Below are 21,003 nucleotides of genomic sequence, written 5' to 3' on the forward strand. Positions count from 1 at the left end.
ACGAAATTAGTAAATCTTCTTTCAATTACGAAATATGCCTGCCATCCTTTTGACGAGGAATTGAAGAAAAAGAGAAAGCCTGTTACATTTTAACCAAAAAATGATGAAAACCTATATTTAATTAACATTTAAAGAACTGAAGAGACCAAAAAGGAAATTAAAATGATTTTGGTTTTGCATAAAAATTAAGCAAACTATCCTTCCCCATACTGGATATGGGCGGTTGCACCGGTGGGACGGCAATAGTATTTAGACTGTCCTGCTTGTTGTCCTTTTGAAGAATTTTCCTGAAAAGTTCCCTAAAGCTATCAAAATCTACCTCATAGGATAAGCCGGCTCCTTGGGTAGAACCTTGCTGATCAGGAAGAAACGCTTGTATCTCACTTTGCCTGCTGAAAAATTTGGCACTTAAACTACCTTCCTCGTTCAATAGAACCTGAATTTCAAAATCCCCGGCAACAAGGGTTTCGCTTGCTCCTCCCACAGGTACCCCAACCTTTCCATTGAACAATACACGATCGGATATTTGTGTGGACACCGTTACACCGATTCTATCGTCCGTTTCCAAATCCGTACTCTGTATACCTTGTTCATAAGACAGTCCAAAATTCAGCTTGTCGTTTCCTCCCCCCAAAAGAGAATTTAGAATACCTGAGGCACTTTGTACCAAATTACCCGTAATCGCCTGCTGATTTATACCACTTTGTGCATTCACAAAATTTCCTTGGGCCAAAAGGAATATGGCGTTTTTTTCCGCGACCGTAGGGTCTTGCAATCTATATTCCAATTCTGATTGTACAATGGAATTGGTGCCCGGAAAATCAATTCCAAACTCAATATCTGGATTTTGTAATTCGCCTGTCAGCTTAATAAGTACATCGGTAGGTATCCTCCTCGTGTATCCCTGGTTATCCAAAAGCGGTGCCGGATTAGCAGTCAGGGAATATACTGCTTCCATATCCAATTGGGCCTCCAATGGTTTTTGGTCCCAGTTTATAGTACCCCCGGGCTCCACTACAAAGGTCTTATCTATGATACCACCAAATTTATATCTGAACTGTCCGGTAACCACAACGAAATCCCCATACATTTCGAACTTGCCGTTGGTATTGATCTGTATTAACAAGATACCTTCCCCGGTGCCCTTCAAAGAGCTTCCTGTCTTGGTATCCGTGACGATTTCCACCTCTGCTTCTGGAGTAACATCAAGGTTGAATTCCAATTCCAGCCCTTGGTAATCCTTTAATTGCCTTTGCTCGTCAATTGATTTAACCTTATCCTTCTCTACAAAATTGATAAAAGAGTAGTCGCCTACACTCGCCACATCGCTTAATGGTATTTTTAAGGAAGTGCCCCTAGCGGTTTCACCATCTACAGTAATATTGAGCGCTGTTGTTGGTCCATATATTCTACCAGTTCCATTAAGGTATCCCGTACCGTAATACAAATCGCCCTCCTCAAATTCCGTGTTTAAAATCAAGAACCGGTTATTATTGGTATCCACATTGAAGTTGAGCACCCAATTATCAAAATAACTATGGGTGATGGTACCATCAAGATTGGCCCTTGTTCCCATAGCAACATCCGAAAGTGCGATATTATCAAAATTAAATGTTTGGTTATCCAACCTTACTTTTGACCTTGGCGCAAAGGCATAGTCCACATTTAAATATGGAATGGCTATACCTGCATTATCTAGAGTAACCAGCCCATTAAAATTGGGATTGTCCACCGGACCCGTAATATTGACACGACCTTCCAAGTCACCCCGTATATGGTCAATTACGCCTTCACCCAAAGGATTGAAGGGTTCCAATGGGAACCTACTAAAGTTTGCCACTAGATTGGCGGTAGGCATATCTTCCCTATTCACGATTTTACCCACAACCCCAAATTTCTCAATACCATTTTCAGATAATTGTGAATTAACCTGGAACTCCGTTAAATCCCTATTGCCCACAATACTAATGGCCAGATCCCCCATAGGTATATCATTGATTCCAAATTGATCTATGTTCAAATTGGAAGAAGGAAGATATATACCTTCCTTTTGAAGAATGTTCAGATTACCGTTTACCTCACCTTGCAATTTTAGACTATCGATTACCGGGGTTATTTTATTCAGGGATACTATTTTAAACTGAAGCTGAAGGTCCTTGTAGGTCGAGTCGGCCAGCTGTCCTCGCAACCTAATCTGTTCCTGTTCGTCATTGTTCATTACGATTTCCTCAATCGAAATACTGTCCAACGCCCTGTTTAGAATTACTTTGTTTTTGGAATTACCATCTTTGTTCAAAATCCATTTATTGCCCTTAAAACTCACATCCGAAGTTTTGAGACCAATTACCGATTTGTTTTCCGCATTAAAGGTGTGGTAAAAGTTGAGGTTGTAGCTATCATTGTACTCACTTCCCCCTTTAAATTCCGATCTAAAGAACAATGTATCCTTTAAAGTAGTGTTTATTAAATTGAAATCCTTTACGTCATAGTAAGGGGTTTTTAGGTCCCCTACAGAAACATAGGTATTGAACAAAGGGTTTTTATTATCGATTTTCACCTCTATATTATCTGCTTCATTTCCAAACGCAACAATGCTTGGTGATTCGAAATTAAGTTTGAAATCTCCTTCGTCAGAAACAATCTTACCTTTTATGAATGTATTGGGATCAAACTGAACCTCAGGAAAAAATACATCCACAATTTTATTATAAATTTTGAAATTAAAACTCAGATTTTGTCCGCTTGAAATTTCAAATGGCCTGTAGTTGGTATAAATACTACCTATAGAGTTTTGGACCAATTTCCCCAATTCCTTGACCCTAAAATTACCCTTCATATATCCAGTAATAATGTCGGGAGAATTAATATCGATTACTCTCACAGAATCATTTTCAAAAGTGGAAGTAATGGTGAAATCCTCAAAATAGTACGTATCGTTTTTATTCTGGAAATTGGTCTTGGTAAAGTTTACGTCACCTACTATATTATCCAAGGTATTCCCCTGAATATTCATACTTACATCGCCCTTGAAAATGGAAATACTATCATTAATAAAGTTTAGCCTTTTTAAGTCGGCGTAATCGACGGAGGCCTTAAAATTAAAGTTATTGCTTTCCTCCCCAAAATCGGCCAGACCCTTAAAGTTGAACTTTAAATTTTCGTCATTGCTAGTCAAGGAACCATCGAACAACTGTTCCTTCAGAATTCCTGAAACCTTAATATCCTGATAATTGTAATTGTTAAACTCTATGGAGTAAATCTGTCCAATGACCTCGGTGTTCAACTTTTCCGTTACAAACCCCTGTCCTTCCACATTAAAATCAAGATTGGTTTTTCCTAGACTTTTACTATTTACAAAATCCCCTAAATCAAAATCAATTAAGGAAATAAACCCTGTGTATGTAGCATTATCTATATTGTTGAAATTGGTCAGTACAATATCCGAATAGCTGCTGCCCACCGCGGTGTTCAGGTTTACTTTGGCATCTATGGACGAATCGGTTATCAAGGCGTCTCCCCTAATGGTGAATTGTCCTAATTTGCTAAAGGTAGAGGGTAATGAGTTTCCAATTAAGTTGGGCAAAAGAGCGTTTAATTGATAGTAGCTACTGGTAACATTTCGCATGTTCGCATCCAGTATAAAGGATTCTTGTTTGTTGAAAAGGTGCTTAAAATTGAAGTCACCCCGTATTCCCGTATTATCGGAGACAAGAAAGAGATTATTAATATTGATATCGTTAAGGACACCATTTAGATTTGTACTAAGAGTAGCCGTTTTTCCTTTTCCGAACTCGTTGTAAACCATATTGATTTCATCAAAGGAAACCGTTGATTCCTCAAAATTGGCCTCTATATTCACCTTGTTCAAAAAGTCCTGAAAGTCTTCTCGATTATAATTGAAAACGATATTCCCGTCCAGCTCGGACAAGGGCGTCTTTATCTGAAGGGAATCAAAGCGCATTTGCTGTTTGGTATACTTAAAATCCGTTTTGAGGTTTTCCACAGAAATGCCTCGTTTACTTAAAAAGGACATTGTATTAATATCTGCGGTAACTTCCGGACCCAATATTTGAAAGTCATTTGCCTGAATCCTCAAATTTTCAAAGTGTAGGGTTTCCTCATTTTCCAAATTCTCATCTATATATTGAAACCTACTGCTTTCAATATCCACGAAGGATGAAGAAAAGAAGAATGGCGGAGTTCCCGGGGCACGTGGCTTCCCATCGTCCAACTTATCCACAAATACGTTAATGTTGGTAGTTCGCTCACCATAGTAGGTCTTTAACTTAAAATGGAGGTCGTCAATTTCGATATCACCAAATTCAAGTCGGCCCTTGGCCAAATTACCGATACTAACGATGGATGTTTTTAGCTCATTGATGTAAAAGAGCGTATCCTGTTTATAATCTTCAACAAAAACACCCTGCAGGGAGGTGTCCCAAGAAATTAGGGAAAGCCTAAGCCTATCTATATTTATATGGGTACCAAACTCCTTATTTATTGAATCCGTAGCATATTTGGCAAGAGTAGTCTGTACAACGGGCAATGAAAGAACAATAGTCCCCAAAACACAGGTCAACAAAACAACCAACAGTGTTCTAACCAGTATTTTTCTAAGTTTTTTGATAGGGCTATTATGTTTTACCTTTGTATTTCAATTTTTATTCCAAACACGTTGGAAAACGAAAGTATTTATATTCTGGCCATTGAATCCTCCTGTGACGACACTTCTGTGGCGGTTTTAAAAAACAATACCATACTTAGCAATGTGGTTGCATCCCAAAAAATTCACGAGGAATATGGAGGGGTAGTTCCAGAACTCGCTTCACGTGCCCATCAACAAAATATAGTTCCTGTTACAGATCAAGCTTTGGCCAAGGCAAATATCGATAAAAAACAATTATCCGCCATAGCATTTACACGAGGACCTGGTCTTTTAGGTTCCCTATTGGTAGGGACCTCCTTCGCCAAATCTTTATCCCTCGCTTTAGACATTCCGTTAATAGAGGTCAACCATATGCAGGCCCATATTTTGGCACATTTTATTAAGGCGGATACAATGAAAACTCCGGCTTTTCCATTTATCGCCCTGACCATTAGTGGCGGACACACCCAAATTGTAAAAGTGAAGGATTTTTTTGATATGGAAATTTTGGGACAGACCTTGGACGATGCCGTTGGGGAAACTTTTGACAAAAGTGCCAAAGTACTTGACCTACCCTATCCTGGCGGACCATTGATAGATAAGTATGCAGCTACCGGCAACCCGTACGCCTTTGAATTTCCAATCCCCAAGGTAAAGGATCTGGACTTTAGCTTTAGCGGCCTTAAGACAAGTATCCTTTATTTTATACAGAAACAAACTTCTCAAAACCCTAATTTTATCCAAGAAAATCTAGAAGATATTTGTGCGTCCATACAGTTTACCATTATTCAAATATTGATGCGCAAACTCAAAAAGGTGGTCAAAAAAACCGGAATAAAAAATATTGCAATTGGTGGTGGCGTGTCCGCAAACTCTGGAATTAGAAAAGCCCTTAAAGCGGCCGAAAAGGAATTAGGGTGGACGACGTATATACCCAATTTTGAATTTTGCACGGACAATGCTGGCATGATAGGTATTGTTGGTTATTACAAATTTAAATTAGGTCAATTTACTAGCCAGGAAACTTCTGCCAAGGCCCGTTATCATATAACTTCTTAAACACATGCAGCTATTCTATAACCCCAATTTGGACGAAACTTCATCCCTGTTTTACTTTGACTCTGAGGAAAGCAAACATATTGTGCGCGTTCTTAGGAAAAAAGTGAATGATGAAGTATTGATCACTAATGGTAATGGGCTTATGCTCAGCGCCAAAATCATGGATAATAATCCAAAAAAATGTGAGGTAGAAATTACCGGGGTAAAAAAGGTACATCAAAAAAATCACTGGTTACATATGATCGTGGCGCCTACAAAAATGAACGATAGGTTCGAGTGGTTTTTGGAGAAGGCTACGGAGATAGGCGTCAATGAAATCACACCAGTGCTCTGTGAACGATCCGAACGTAAAACCATAAAATTGGACCGTTACAAAAAAGTGATACAATCTGCCATGAAACAGTCATTTCAGGCTTATTTGCCAAAATTAAATGACCTGGCAAATTTTAGCGACATCATAGAAACCCCAACGGAAGGAGGGCTCTTCATTGCCCATTGCGAGGATTCTGAAAAATTTGAACTAAAAAGACGCGTAATCCCCGATAAGCCTATTACCATCCTAATCGGTCCGGAAGGCGACTTTTCAACAAGGGAAATTAAAGCGGCAAAAGAAAAGGGGTATCTACCCGTTTCAATGGGAAGAAATCGGTTAAGAACGGAAACTGCTGCAATAGTGGCCTGTACCACAGTGGCCATGATCAATAATGGTTAAAAATTATGTAGCCAAAACTACCTAGCTACTTATTGCTTATTTTTGGTTGACAAGTTCAGCACAATGAAAAAATTACTGGTTGCCGTAGCGTTTTTTGCATTCTTTATTTTTCCCGCAGAAGCTCAAGAAATTGCCATTCTTAAATATCAAGGTGGCGGTGATTGGTATGCAAACCCAACAGCCTTGCCCAACTTAATAGATTTTTGCAATTCAAACATTGGAACTAAATTGAATTCCAAACCGGAAACCGTGGAAGTGGGAAGTAACGCCATTTTTCAGTATCCCTTTCTTCATATGACAGGTCATGGTAACGTTGTGTTCTCTTCTGAAGAAAAAGAAAACCTAAGAAACTATCTGTTATCCGGTGGCTTTTTACATATTGACGACAATTATGGGATGCGTGACTATGTGATACGCCAAATAGAGGAATTATTTCCCAATAACAATCTGGAAGAAATAGGTCTGGACCATCCTATTTTTTCACAGGAGTTTCAATTTTCCCAAGGATTGCCCAAAATTCACGAGCATGACGGTAAAAGACCACAGGCCATGGGGATATTTGAAAACAATAGATTAGTTTTATTATTGACTTTGGAATCCGATCTTGGGGATGGTTGGGAAGATCCGGCCGTACACAATGACCCGGAGGAAATAAGAAAAAAGGCCCTGCAAATGGGGGCGAATATTGTGTCCTACGTATTTAAAAATTGACCATGACTTCTAAAACGATTGCCAACGGTATATTAAGGGCAGTGGGAATAATCACTGGAATACTGCTCCTGCTCTATTTTTTTTACATGATACGTTCCGTTTTGGCCTATCTTGCGGCAGCCGCTGTTATCGCTTTGATCGGAAGACCCGTTGTACTCTTTTTAAGGCGAAGGTTGAATTTGCCAAACACGCTGGCCGTAATTCTGACCATGATTCTAATGGTAGGGATTTTAGCGGGAATCTTAGCGCTATTCATTCCCTTGATTACGGAACAGAGCAAGAACCTTTCTTTACTCAATATAGACGAACTCCAGAAAAGCATCAATACCCTTTATCTCAAAACGACCCAATATTTTGGTCTGTCCTCACATGTAGTGGAAGATGTAATTCAAGATTCGGAAATTGAAAGAAATATTATTCAAGGCCTGGATATAGGATTTGTGCCGAATTTCTTGAATTCCTTATTGGACATTCTTAGTTCCGCGAGCATCGGTTTGTTTTCCGTGCTGTTTATTTCCTTCTTCTTCCTAAAGGATAGTAAGCTTTTTCAAAATGGACTTCTCACCTTTGTTCCGCAAACAAAGGAAACAGGTACTATAAACTCGATCGATAAAATCAACAACTTGCTTTCAAGGTACTTCGTGGGTCTACTCTTGCAAATATTTATCCTCTTTGTTATCTATACGATAGTCCTTTTAATTGTGGGTATTGAAAATGCCATTGTTATTGCTTTTTTGTGCGCCCTCTTCAACATCATACCCTATATAGGACCTTTGATCGGTGGAGCCCTCATGATTACCTTAACGATGACCAGTAATTTAGGAGCCGATTTTAGCGAGGTGATCCTTCCCAAAACGGGCTACGTATTAATCGGACTGGCAATCGGGCAGTTGGTAGATAATTTTTTCTCACAGCCCTTTATTTTTTCCAACAGTGTAAAGTCACACCCCTTGGAAATTTTTTTGGTCATCATCATTGCCGGATTGTTGTTCGGGGTTGTAGGTATGATTGTTGCCGTACCGGGCTATACGGCCATTAAGGTAATTCTCAAAGAGTTTTTATCCGAAAACAAGATTGTCAAATCCCTTACCGAAAACCTTTGACATCACTTGAATGAAAACGTATTAAATAAAGAGGTACAGGAGTTTATCAGTGATAACCTTCAGACAGATGTCCATACCATCCTTTTAGGCAAAAGGCTATTCCCAAACATGGACAATAAGGAGCTTGTTGAACAATTGGAGTCTAAAAAAAAGGCTGAAAAAAAATTACCCACCTGGTTTTCCTCCAAAAACATCTACTATGCCAATAAACTGAATATTTCACAAACATCCTCGGAAGTCGCCGCTAAGTATAAGTCCGAATTAGTTTCTGGTGAAACCATGATAGACCTTACCGGTGGATTTGGTGTTGATGCTTTTTACTTTTCAAAACGTTTTAAACACGTCATACATATTGAAAGAAACGAGGAACTATCCGAAATCGCCCAATATAATTTTAATCAACTTGGAGCAAATAATATAGATTGTATCATAGGGGATGGAATTAAGTACCTTCAATCCAGTAAAGAAAATAGCGATTGGATTTATGTAGATCCATCAAGAAGGGACAAGGACAATAGACGAGTATACTTTTTAAAAGATTGTGAACCCGATGTAACGGTATGGTTGGAACTTATTTTTTCCAGAACCAATAATATATTGTTAAAAACAGGTCCTTTACTTGATTTAACCTTAGGTATTCAACAATTACAAAAAGTGCATACCATACATATTATAAGTGTTGAAAACGACGTAAAAGAAATTCTTTGGGAACTAAAAAAGAACCATGAGGAAGAACCTCTCATAAAAACTATCAATTTCAATAAAGACGAAAAGGAACTTTTTCAATTCTATGTTCAAGAAGAAAGAGATATAAATGTAGCCTTTTCTGAACCACTTCTTTATTTATATGAACCCAACTCCTCCATTATGAAATCTGGAGGATTTCACTTGATTGGAAAAAGGTACGGAGTAAAAAAACTACAAGAGCACTCCCACTTGTATACTTCAGAAACATTAGTATCCTTCCCTGGCCGGATTTTTAAAGTCAACAAGGTAATACCTTATTCAAAAAAAAGTATTAAACAATTGGGAATTCAAAAAGCGAATATCACTACACGAAATTTTCCCGAAACCGTAGCAGAAATCCGAAGAAAAACAAAACTCAGGGATGGGGGGCAAAACTTCCTGTTTTTTACAAAAAACCTTAATCAAGATTTGATAATAATTTACACCGTACCAACAACCAAAATTTAGCTTGAATTTTCCCACAAAATCAACATTCCAAAACCCGTAATGGATTTAAACTATATCGTTTGAAATAGGCCAAAACAATCGATTATTGACACATCTTGAGACAATATTGTTAAAATTACCCAATTACCGATTTGATAATTTTCAACGGTTTAAAATTTCTATAAAAGCAATAAATACAGCCAATTATAGCATTTAGACAAAATTTTAAGTGATTTTTTAACACTTCATTTTTAAAAATATTAAATTATCCATTATTTATATGTCATAATATTTTGTTATCATTACGGCGAATTTGGTTTTTTTTAACAATCTCCAACACTCATGGAAACCCTTTAAAAACCAGTTCGAAAGATTAATTTAAACTAACAAACAACAAGGATTATGAATCAAAAACATGATTTCAAATTGATGAAGTCCAAGAAAAGATTTTCTTTTTTTAAGTCCGGGATTTTATCAATGGTCATTTGTTTAGGAGTTCAACTGACTTCTGCAAATGCAACAACTACCAACATTAAATTTGTGTTGGATGAAACTTTACAGTCCACAGTTACGGGAACCGTAACGGATGAATCAGGTACGCCGCTACCTGGAGCAAACGTGATTGAAAAAGGTACTACCAATGGTACCCAAACTGATTTCGACGGTAATTTTACATTAAATGTAGAATCCGGAGCAACTCTGGTTTTTAGTTACATTGGTTTTCAAAGTCAAGAAGTTGCAGTTAATGGTCGCTCTACTATCGACGTAACCCTTGCGGAAGATGCTGCTGCTTTGGATGAAGTGGTAGTAACGGGATATCAAGTATTGACCAAAAGGGAAACGACTGCAGCGGTTTCCATAGTTAAAGCAGAGGAATTAGCTGCAATACCATCCGGTAACGTAGAACAGCAATTGGCCGGTAGGGTTGCCGGTGTAAATGTTATCACGAATGGTCAACCAGGTACACAGTCTGTTGTGAGGGTACGTGGATTTGGTGCTTTTGGTGGTAACCAACCGCTATATGTTGTGGACGGGGTTCCGGTATTGGATATTGGATTCCTGAATCCAGATGATATTCAGACTACAACTGTTCTTAAAGATGCAGCAGCTGCCTCTATCTATGGTTCAAGGGCTGCCAACGGTGTAATCGTTTATACAACTAAATCGGGTAACAGACAAGGTAGAACCCAAATTAACATTGACATACAAAGCGGGGTGACTGATCCAAATGTAAATGGATCTCCTAAGATGTTGAATCCGCAGCAAATGGCGGAATACACTCACTTGGCGTACGAGAACAACGCTAGGGCAAATGGTACGGCTCCACAGTACACCCATCCACAATATGGAACAAATCCAACTCCTAGTTTTCCCGATTATTTACATGCTTCCTATACAGACGCAAATGGAGACCCCGTAAGTCTAAATGGAATTAGGGGATCAGTTGATTTAGCGCAAATAAGAGCCTCTTATGAAGCCAATCCAGGAGGTACATTTTTGATAAGACCTAATTTGCAGGGAACCAATTGGTATAAGGAAATTACTAGAATTGCGCCACAGACAAGAGCAAGCTTGAATATGCGTGGAGGCAATGAAAAAGGTAGTTATTACTTAGGATTAGGTTTACAGTCTTTACAAGGTATCCTTTTGGAGAACGACCAACAAAGATATACTGCTAGGTTCAATTCTGACTGGGATTTGACCCCATGGTTAAAAATTGGAGAGAACTTACAGGTAACATATAATTCTGTACGAGGACAAACTGGCGCAACTGGTGGTCTAGGTATCGCAGATGACGAATCTGAGATTTTATCTGCGTACCGTATGCCAACCGTCATTCCAGTTTTTGATGAGTTTGGTAGCTATGCCAGTACAAGAGCTGGTGGTTTCAACAACCCCAGAAACCCTGTCCGTAGACTAAAACAAGATCGAGGTAACGATGTGGCTTTTGATATGAGTCTATTCGGAAATGTTTTTGCGGAAATACAGCCCCTTAAAGGTTTAACATTTCGTACAAGTTTAGGTGGTCAGTATTCGCAGTTTAATTCCCTTAATTATGATTATATTTATTTAGGTGATTCAGAGCCTCAGGCGAGTTTTGCATTTCAAGAAAATTCTCGCTATGGTTTCCAATGGACATTCACCAACACAGTAAGTTATGAAAAACTTTTTGGAAAACATAAAATTAATTTGTTTGGGGGATATGAAGCCATCAATGGTGCTGCCAGCCCAGTAACAAGGGCACAAGGAAGAGAAGTCCAAGTAAGAGCAACCAGTGGTAACCCCATCTCCACGGATTTGGATTTCGTAACTCCACAGGCAATAGGAAACGAAGTTCCTCAAAGTTTTATATTTTCAGGAGTTAATTTCTCATCAGTGTTTGGAAAACTGGATTACAATTTTGATGAAAGATATTATTTGACTGGTGTTATCCGTAGGGACGGTTCTTCCGTTTTTGGAGCAAGTAATCGATTTGGGGTATTTCCAGCAGTTTCAGCGGCTTGGAGGACAATTGATGAAGCCTTTATGCAGAACCAAACTTTTTTCTCTGATCTTAAGTTCCGAGTAGGGTGGGGTGAAATGGGTAATTCCAACAACGTTAGCCCTACCAACCAATTCTCTTTATTTGGTGCCGCCATTGACAATACCTTTTATCCTATAGGTGGTCAGAACAGTGGCGCGGATCAGGGATTTGCTGCAACAACAATTGGCAACCCGGATGCTAAATGGGAGACCAGTGTTACCACGAACGTTGGTTTCGATGCAGCTTTCTTTGGTAACAAAGTTCAGTTGGTTTTTGATTGGTGGAAGAAAGACACCAAAGATCTATTGTTCCCAAGACCTTTACCGGCGGTAACAGGTAACTACGCAACAGCTCCCTTGGTTAATATTGGTGAAATGAGCAATCGTGGGGTTGATTTCCAAATTATTTGGAGAGACAATATTACTGAAGACCTAAGTTTCGACATAACTTTGAACAACTCATTCTTGAAGAATGAAATTGTATCCTTTGACGAGGAATTGGGACTTGATTTCGTAGATGGTGGTCTTAATGGTAATTTTGGAGGTAACTTTAGGGGCTTACAACCTACTAGGAATTTCGTAGGTAAACCATTGTCCTCCTTCTTTGGGTATCAAGTAGTTGGGTACTTTAACTCCCAAGCAGAAGTAGATGCTAATACCTATACAAACGATGAGGGAGATGTGCTTCCTGCACAGGATGGACAAGGTTTGGGCCGTTTCAAATATGCAGACATCAATGGTGATGGAAGAATAACACCCGACGACAGGACGTATCTTGGAGATCCGATTCCAGAATATAGTGGTGGAGCTGTTTTGAATTTGAAATATAAAAACCTATCCTTCGAGACTTTCTGGAACTGGACAACAGGAGTTGAGTTGTTTAATGCCGGAAAATGGTTTAGGGATTTCTTCGGTACCTTTGAGGGCTCTGCAAAAGGAGTAGCGGCTTTCAATTCTTGGACCCCGGAATTAGGAAACAATGCCGCAGCGCCCATATGGGAAAGTGCTACCAACATCAGTACAAGTGGTGCTTCGAATTCATGGTATGTGGAAAGTGGAGATTACCTAAGGCTTCAGAGATTGGCCGTTAATTACGATTTTAGGGAAATTGCGGATAATTTAGGAATAGCTAAATTAAATGTTGGCTTTTCTGCCAACAACATTTGGACAATAACAAAATATAGTGGACTTGACCCAGGTGTTGCCGGTGAAGCTGATACTAGATTGGGTGTTGATGTAGGTAACTATCCTGTTACACCTAGCTATCTATTCAATGTTAACATTGGATTATAACAACATTGAAATTAACTTATTAAAGATTATTATGAATTTTTTTTTAATTTTAGATAAAAATTAACTATGAAATCTATGAACAATTTAAAAAAGGTCACACTTGGAGCCCTTTCCTTACTTATGGTAGGTGTTTCCTGTAGTGATGAATTCTTGGATGTAGCTCCGACTGGATCACTATCCGAAGCCCAAGTAGGGACCAAAAATGGAATTGAAGGACTTCTAATTGGTACCTATGCCGCGTTAAATGGGGTATTTGGAAATCGATTTGAAGGACCGAATCATTGGGCCACCGGTTCCATTATGGGCGGAGACGCCAACAAAGGAACCGATTCGGGTGATTATGCGACACTAAACCCCATTCAACGTTACGAAACGGATCCGACAAGTGATGATTTACGTCAACTATGGAGAGGTCGCTATGAAGGTGTTAGCCGAGCAAATAAAGTGCTAGCAGCTGTTGCCAATTCAACTGAATTGACCGCCGCAGATGCTGCCCGAATTGCTGGTGAAGCAAGGTTATTAAGAGGTCATTTCTACTTTGATTTGAAAAAGCACTTTAACAGTATCCCTGTTTTTGATGAAACCGTTTTGGCTGCTGATATTCCTAGTATTCCTAATACGCCAGATGTTTGGGGGTTTATCGAAGCTGATTTCCAATTCGCTTTTGACAACCTTCCTGCTGAAAACGGGCCGGGAAGGGTTAATAAGTGGGCTGCTGGCGCCTATATGGGTAAAGCAAAATTGTTTCAACAAAAATTTGGCGAGGCGATTACCTGGTTTGACGACGTTATTGAAAATGGTGTGACTTCCAATGGCTTAAAATATGCATTATTGGATGACTATGCACAAATTTACAATGCAGAAAATGACAACCATGCAGAGGCCGTTATGGATGTAGAATCTGCAAATGAAACGGGTAATGTACAAAATGCGAATGCCTTTGACGATTTGAACTATCCCTACAATACAGGACCTGATGGACCAGGTAACTGTTGTGGCTTCTTCCAGCCTAGTATGGCATTGGCCAATTCCTTTAGAACGGGTGCTGACGGTTTACCATTATTGGATGGTTCTTATAACGATCCAGCTAACGAAGTGGATAATATTTACAGACATGTCTTTACAAATGGTAACGATGAATCCACTTTTGTAGAAGACCCAAATCCGTTGGATCCACGAATCGACCACTCCATTGGCAGAAAAGGAATTCCTTACTTGGATTGGATCGAGCATCCTGGTTCTGCCTGGATACGTAGCTTTGCTTATGCTGGACCATATTCTCCAAAAAAATACATCTATTACAGAAGCCAGGAAAACAGCTTTACGGATGGTAGCTCTTGGACGAGAGGCTATGCTACCATGAACTATACGATTATCCGTTTTGCGGACGTACTATTAATGGCGGCCGAAGCAGAAGTAGAGGCAGGCTCCTTGGACAAGGCATTGGATTATGTAAATAGAGTAAGGGCAAGAGCGGCTAATTCTGAACATTGGGTTAAAGAGTACGATTCCGGTGAAAATGCAGCCAATTATGTGATATCTGAATACACATCCTTCCCAAATCAAGATTTTGCGAGAAGGGCGGTTCGTTTTGAGCGTAAATTGGAGCTATCCGGTGAAGGTCACCGCTTCTTTGACCTAGTTCGTTGGGGTGTAGCCGCAGAGGAATTAAATGCCTATTTGGATTACGAATCTCAATATTTGGTGACCAAATTTGGTGGAGCAAGGTTTACCCCTAATAAGAATGAGTATTATCCAATACCTCAATCTCAAATTGATATTCAGGGTTCAGATGTTTTAACCCAAAATAATGGTTATAACTAAACAATCTATATTTTTAGAAAAGGGCGTGTTTTACACGCCCTTTTTTTATTATCCAAAAATTAAAAATGATTAATAAAAGTTTAAAGCACTAGCCTTTTAGGACCTTGTATTTTTTAAACACTACCATTTGGTTAAATTTGCCACTTAAGAAACAACCACTTTTTTAACCATTATATATATCTTTCTTTAATAGTTGGTATCTTAAAAATCATATCGCTTACCCCATGAGAAAATCTATTTATCTAATATTACTAATTGGTCTTATCTCCATTTCATGTCAAAAGGAGAAAGAAAAACTCTTCACTCTAATACCCTATGAAAGTTCTGGTATCGATTTCAACAATAGAATTGTTGAAACGGATAGCTTCAATATTTTAACCAGTGAGTATATTTTTAATGGTGGGGGTGTCGCCATTGGCGATTTTAACAATGATGATAAACCGGATATATTTTTCTCGGGGAACCAAGTTTCAAATAAGCTTTACCTAAATGAGGGGAACTTTAAATTCAAGGATATTTCCAAAGAGGCCAATATTGAAGGAAGCGATAAATGGAGTACTGGAATTGCACTGGTAGATATCAATATGGACAATTTCCTTGATATCTATGTATGTGCCGCTATGTTGGAATCTGACGTTGAAAAAGCAAATATGTTATATGTCAACCAAGGTCCAAATGAAGATGGTATTCCTACTTTCAAAGAAATGGCACAAGAATATGGTATCGCAGATAGTAATAACAGCATGGGGGCTACCTTTTTTGATTATGATAAGGATGGCTTATTAGATTTATATGTATTAAACAATGTAGATATTCATGTCCTTCCTTCCAATTATAGGGACAAAATAACGGACGGGTCCGCCCTAAGCAATGACAAACTCTACCATAATAATGGGGATGGTACCTTTACAGACGTTTCTCAGCAAGCCGGGATTACCATTGAAGGTTATGGGCTTGGGCTCGCCATTGCAGATGTAAATTATGATAATTGGCCAGACATATATGTAAGTAACGATTACCTTACCAATGATCTCTTATATATTAATAATCAAGATGGTACTTTTACCAATAAAATATCTGATTTTGTAAAGCACCAAAGCAAATTTTCCATGGGAAATGATATTTCCGATTATAACAATGATGGTTATTTGGATATTATTACCTTGGATATGTTGGGAGAAACCAACCAAAGATTGAAAACAACCATTGCCAGTAATAATTATACTAATTATGTTCTGAACGACAGATATAATTATGAATATCAGTACTCAAGGAATATGTTACAAAAAGGTAATGGAAACGGTGTACCTTTTAGTGAGGTTGGCTTAATGTCCGGAGTTTCAAAAACAGACTGGAGTTGGTCCCCGTTATTTGCGGACATGAACAATGATGGTCATAAGGACTTGTTAATTACCAATGGCTTTCCGCGGGATATAACCGATTTAGATTTTGGCGATTTCAATTTCAATGTAAGTAGATATCTAGGTCCAGGCAAAATATTGGATTCCATACCTACAATTAAGATTCCAAATTATGTTTATGTGAATAACGGTACCGGCAAGTTCGAAGATAAAGGAGAGGATTGGGGCCTAAACATTCCTTCATTTTCAAATGGAGCGGCATTTGCAGATTTGGATAATGACGGTGATTTGGACTATGTAGTAAATAATATAGACGATCCGGCGTTTGTCTTTAGAAATAATTTAAAAACAAACAATGCCTATTTGAGACTAAATCTCAAGAATTCAAACACCTACGGCATAGGAGCAAAAGTGGTGGTTAGGTTTGCAGACGATACTTTTCAATACCACGAAAACTATCTTTATCGGGGGTACATGTCTTCCCTAGATGGTATTGTTCACTTTGGACTTGGTGAGAAAACCGAAATCAAATCGGTCGAAGTATTATGGCCCAATGGTGATTATCGAAAATTAGAAAGTGTCATGCCAAATCAAACTTTGGTTTTAAATCAAAGTGACGCCTCCCCAATTGACATGGACATGCTTGAATTTCCGTTCAAACCAAAAATGGAAGAAAAGGTATATGCAGAGGTATCCAAAAAATATGGAATTGATTATGAGCATAAGGAACTGGATGTTGTAGATTTCAACATTCAAAGGATATTACCACATAAACTTACACAAAATGGACCATGTTTGGCTTCGGGCGATATGAATGGTGATGGTACGGAAGATTTTATCATTGGTAGTTCGGCCAGATATTCTCCTGTTTTGTTCTTTCAAGATACCAATGGGAAATTCATACAAAGGGAACTCTTCTCTGAAGAAGAGGACAAAAAGTATGAGGAAGAAGGTATTGCACTTTTTGACCTTGAAAACGACGGCGACTTGGATATTTATTTTGTATCCGGAAGCAATGAATTCACACCAGACGATAGCTACTATTTGGATAGATTGTTAATCAACGATGGCAACGGTAATTTTACATTGGTACCAGACAAATTACCCGAAATCAGGAAGAGTGGTTCTGTAGTAATCGCCAAGGATTTTGATGGTGATGGATACGTTGACCTATTTGTGGGCGGTAGAACGCCTTTCGCAAAATATCCTATTGCGGAAAAAAGCTTTCTCCTTAAAAACGAAAATGGAACCTTAGTGGATGTAACGGATTCAATGGCACCGAAATTGAGAGAAATTGGCATGGTGACCGATGCTACTTGGGCAGATATCGATGGGGACGGCCTGGATGACCTGGTTGTGGTTGGGGAATTTATGCCCATTACCGTTTTCAAGAATAATGGGGCAGCCCTAACAAAGTTGGAAGAAACTGGAATCGATAATATTTTAGGGTTTTGGGAAAGCATATTGGCCCACGATTTTGACAATGATGGGGATTTGGATTTTATCGTGGGTAATTTAGGAGCGAACAATTTTTATCAGCCATCTCCTGAACGGCCAACCAAATTGGTATCAAAGGATTTCGACAATAACGGTACCGTAGACCCCGTCATGTTTACTTACCTCAAATATAGTTTTGACAGCCCAGAATACAGGGCTTTTCCTATAAAGTTCTGGGGTGATTTAAATGGGCAAAGTCCTTTGTTCCGATCAAAATACAATACATACAAAAGCTTTGCCAATGCAGATATTAATACCTTGTTTACTGAAAATGAATTGGAAGGGGCCCTTACTTTGACAGGAAATTATGATAGAAGTATTTTCTTGGAAAATTTGGGTAATGGTACATTCAAGTTCAAAGAATTACCGTGGGAAGCCCAAATGGCCCCCATCAAAAGTATTGCTGTAACCGATTATAACAATGATGGAAATGATGACGTATTGCTAGTAGGAAATGATTATGGCAATGAAGTTTTTATTGGAAAGTACGATGCATCGAACGGGGTTTTATTGGAAGGAGATGGGAAAGGTAATTTTACCGTTGTAGATATCCAAAAAAGTGGCTTTATTACTCAAGGTGATACGAAGGATATTACCATTGTAAAAAATACCAATGGAGAGAACCCTTACATTATCGTCTCACAAAATAGGGGGCCCCTTAAGGTTTTTTTGAAAAACGAATAAACCGATTACCTAAGACTAATTCCCAACTATAAAATCTTTTTTTAAATATACCGATACAATTTCAGGTAGTTTAACTTGAACTATTTCATTAAATCCTATCTTACAATGCTATGAGAAAGTCGATTCACCTGAAAAACTTCATTTACATTATATCAGTAATAGCCCTATTTTCTTGTGAGTCAAAAGAAAAAAAGACCATTGCACTTTATAACTCCTATTGTGCAAGTTGTCATGTACTCCCGACCATAGAAAATTTACCCAAACATATATGGGAAGAGGGAGTATTACCCGACATGGGTGCACGGATGGGAATCTACGACTCAACTTATGATCCATATGAAAAGGTTTCCAGAATGGAAGAATTTGCCATAAAGCAATCTGGTATTTATCCAGAAAAACCCTTAATGAATATTAGTGATTGGAATTTATTAAAGGATTACATTCTCAATATGGCCAAGGATTCCTTAAATACTGGTAGTGTAATAACACCTAGGAAAAAGGTTTCCCAATTTAAGCCTAATCCAATAATATTGGATAGCATAAAAGGTTCACTCATTACGTTTTTAGAATATGATTCTGTGCAAAAACAAATAATTACGGGTAATCTTAATCGTAAACTAATTCATTATGAAACACTTATAAAACAAGTTACCAAAACAGAGCCTACTGAAGGTGTTGCTACCTCCTATTCCAAACGAGACACCTTAAAATACTTTACCTACGTGGGTTATTTAGACCCTTCCGAACTTCCTCAAGGTAACATCAGTGTTATCGAACCCAGCAAAAGAAAAATAAATACATCGAATATTCAACTACACAGACCCGTTCATACTCTCGTTCATGATTTCGATAAAGATGGCAATGACGAAGTTGTGGTCTGTGAATTTGGTGACCTAACAGGTAAGCTTACACTTTTGACACATAAGGGAGATTTTAATTATCAAAATACGGTTTTATTAAACCTGCCCGGAAGTATCAAATCTATTGCCAAAGACATGAACAAAGATGGCAAGGACGATCTAGTAGTTTTGACATCTCAGGGTAGGGAGGGTATCCACATTTTTTATCAGGAGGAGAATTTAAAATTTAGAATGGAGACGCCCATTACTTTTAGTCCGGTGTATGGGTCTAGTTGGTTTGAAATTTTAGATTATAACAATGACGGGTATCCAGATATTGTAACTGTAAATGGTGATAATGCGGATAAAAGTTATATCCATAAGCCCTATCATGGATTGCGAATACATATTAATGATGGGAATAATAACTTTGAAGAACAGTACTTTTATCCTATGAACGGAGCCACAAGGGTAGTTTCCAACGACTTCGACCAAGATGGCGATTTTGATTTTGGAATTCTATCCACGTTTCCTAATTATGACCAAACACCATCATATTCCTTTGTGTATTTAGAAAACAAAAACTCAGGCCAATTTCAATTTGAACCTTATCGTATGGACACCAGTGATTTAGGTAGGTGGATGTTAATGGATATAGGGGATACGGACCAAGATGGGGATATGGATATTATTCTTAGTTCCTTTAGTTATTCATTTACTCCAGTTCCAAAACTTTTAAATGAAGCGTGGAGAAACTCAGATGTTGATTTGTTGATTTTAGAGAATAAATTGAAATAGTCAAAATTAAAAATTACTGACTGTCTAAGCTTTGAAGGACGAACCAATCATAAAGTTCCTCAGTGGCGTAAGCCTTGGTCCAGGCATCGTGGCCTACATTTTCATACTTTGTGAATTTAACATCATATCCAAGCCCCTTTAATTTATTTACCATAGACTCCGATTCCTCTACAGGAATTACCGCATCGTCTTCCCCATGAAATACCCAAATGGGCATTTTCTTATTGATCCACGATGCGTAGGGCAACGGAGTCATACCACAAACGACCGCCATTGCTGCAAAAGTTTCTGGATATTGAACCGCCATTTCCCAAGCGGCACCTCCTCCCCTACTTATTCCTGATAAATAAATTCTATGCCTGTCCACTCTGTTGTTGGAAACAACGGAATCCAATAATTGCTTGACCGCCCTAGTATTCCACCAACTTTTGGCAAATGAATTTTGGGGGGCCAAAATCAGAAACGGAAATTCTTTTCCCCGTAAAATAAGGCTAGGAGGCGGAATTCTTTCGTCAGCGTCTAAACCCCCTTCTACTTCGCCTCCACCATGTAAGAACAATAAAATGGGGAACTCCTTTTCAGAATTCAGCTGGTAATCTGGTGGATAATAAAGATAATACTTTAAGGTTTCCGTGACCGATGTTTCCAGCTCCTCGTCCACCAACGTATAACTAGGTTGTGAGGCACAACTATTTACTAAAAGGATAAGAAATAGAAAGGCGTTGTTTTTAAGCAAATCAATCGTATTATCCTTTGAAGATACATATTTTGGCTTAAAAAA

Annotated in this window: 11 protein-coding genes; 9 read left to right on the forward strand and 2 right to left on the reverse strand. The window is 38.5% G+C overall.

The features are described from left to right. Nucleotides 1–157: 157 nt before the first annotated feature. Nucleotides 158–4,567 (reverse strand): translocation/assembly module TamB domain-containing protein, encoded by a 4,410-nt coding sequence (locus tag CJ263_RS00700; protein WP_233726875.1) that lies wholly within the window; start codon nucleotides 4,565–4,567, stop codon nucleotides 158–160. A gap of 69 nt (nucleotides 4,568–4,636) precedes the next feature. Between CJ263_RS00700 and tsaD the strand changes: the two genes are divergently transcribed. The 9 genes from tsaD (at nucleotide 4,637) to CJ263_RS00745 (ending at nucleotide 20,222) form a co-directional block, all read left to right on the forward strand. Continuing rightward, complete coding sequence (gene tsaD / locus CJ263_RS00705; protein WP_394339920.1) at nucleotides 4,637–5,704, forward strand: tRNA (adenosine(37)-N6)-threonylcarbamoyltransferase complex transferase subunit TsaD; 1,068 nt, start codon at nucleotides 4,637–4,639, stop codon at nucleotides 5,702–5,704. Nucleotides 5,705–5,708: 4 nt separating this feature from the next. Continuing rightward, nucleotides 5,709–6,416 (forward strand): 16S rRNA (uracil(1498)-N(3))-methyltransferase, encoded by a 708-nt coding sequence (locus CJ263_RS00710; RefSeq protein ID WP_094995503.1) that lies wholly within the window; start codon nucleotides 5,709–5,711, stop codon nucleotides 6,414–6,416. 63 nt (nucleotides 6,417–6,479) lie between these two features. Next, the gene (locus CJ263_RS00715) at nucleotides 6,480–7,127 is read left to right on the forward strand and encodes a DUF4159 domain-containing protein (RefSeq protein WP_094995504.1); all 648 of its coding nucleotides are present in this window, start codon (nucleotides 6,480–6,482) and stop codon (nucleotides 7,125–7,127) included. Between the two features lie 2 nt (nucleotides 7,128–7,129). Next, entirely contained in the window at nucleotides 7,130–8,230 is a 1,101-nt protein-coding gene (locus CJ263_RS00720; RefSeq protein ID WP_094995505.1) for an AI-2E family transporter, read from the forward strand. 6 nt (nucleotides 8,231–8,236) lie between these two features. Further along, nucleotides 8,237–9,424, forward strand: coding sequence for a THUMP-like domain-containing protein (locus CJ263_RS00725; protein WP_094995506.1), 1,188 nt, complete (start codon nucleotides 8,237–8,239; stop codon nucleotides 9,422–9,424). A gap of 381 nt (nucleotides 9,425–9,805) precedes the next feature. Continuing rightward, nucleotides 9,806–13,219 (forward strand): SusC/RagA family TonB-linked outer membrane protein, encoded by a 3,414-nt coding sequence (locus tag CJ263_RS00730; RefSeq protein ID WP_094995507.1) that lies wholly within the window; start codon nucleotides 9,806–9,808, stop codon nucleotides 13,217–13,219. 75 nt (nucleotides 13,220–13,294) lie between these two features. Then, nucleotides 13,295–15,043 (forward strand): RagB/SusD family nutrient uptake outer membrane protein, encoded by a 1,749-nt coding sequence (locus CJ263_RS00735; RefSeq protein ID WP_229702364.1) that lies wholly within the window; start codon nucleotides 13,295–13,297, stop codon nucleotides 15,041–15,043. Nucleotides 15,044–15,267: 224 nt separating this feature from the next. After that, nucleotides 15,268–18,585, forward strand: coding sequence for a VCBS repeat-containing protein (locus CJ263_RS00740; RefSeq protein WP_094995509.1), 3,318 nt, complete (start codon nucleotides 15,268–15,270; stop codon nucleotides 18,583–18,585). A gap of 110 nt (nucleotides 18,586–18,695) precedes the next feature. After that, complete coding sequence (locus CJ263_RS00745) at nucleotides 18,696–20,222, forward strand: FG-GAP repeat domain-containing protein (protein WP_094995510.1); 1,527 nt, start codon at nucleotides 18,696–18,698, stop codon at nucleotides 20,220–20,222. Nucleotides 20,223–20,235: 13 nt separating this feature from the next. Here CJ263_RS00745 and CJ263_RS00750 read toward each other — a convergent pair whose 3' ends face one another. Beyond that, the gene (locus tag CJ263_RS00750; RefSeq protein WP_229702363.1) at nucleotides 20,236–20,958 is read right to left on the reverse strand and encodes a carboxylesterase family protein; all 723 of its coding nucleotides are present in this window, start codon (nucleotides 20,956–20,958) and stop codon (nucleotides 20,236–20,238) included. Nucleotides 20,959–21,003 lie beyond the last annotated feature (45 nt).

The sequence above is a fragment of the Maribacter cobaltidurans genome, assembly GCF_002269385.1.
Taxonomy (GTDB): Bacteria; Bacteroidota; Bacteroidia; order Flavobacteriales; family Flavobacteriaceae; genus Maribacter; species Maribacter cobaltidurans.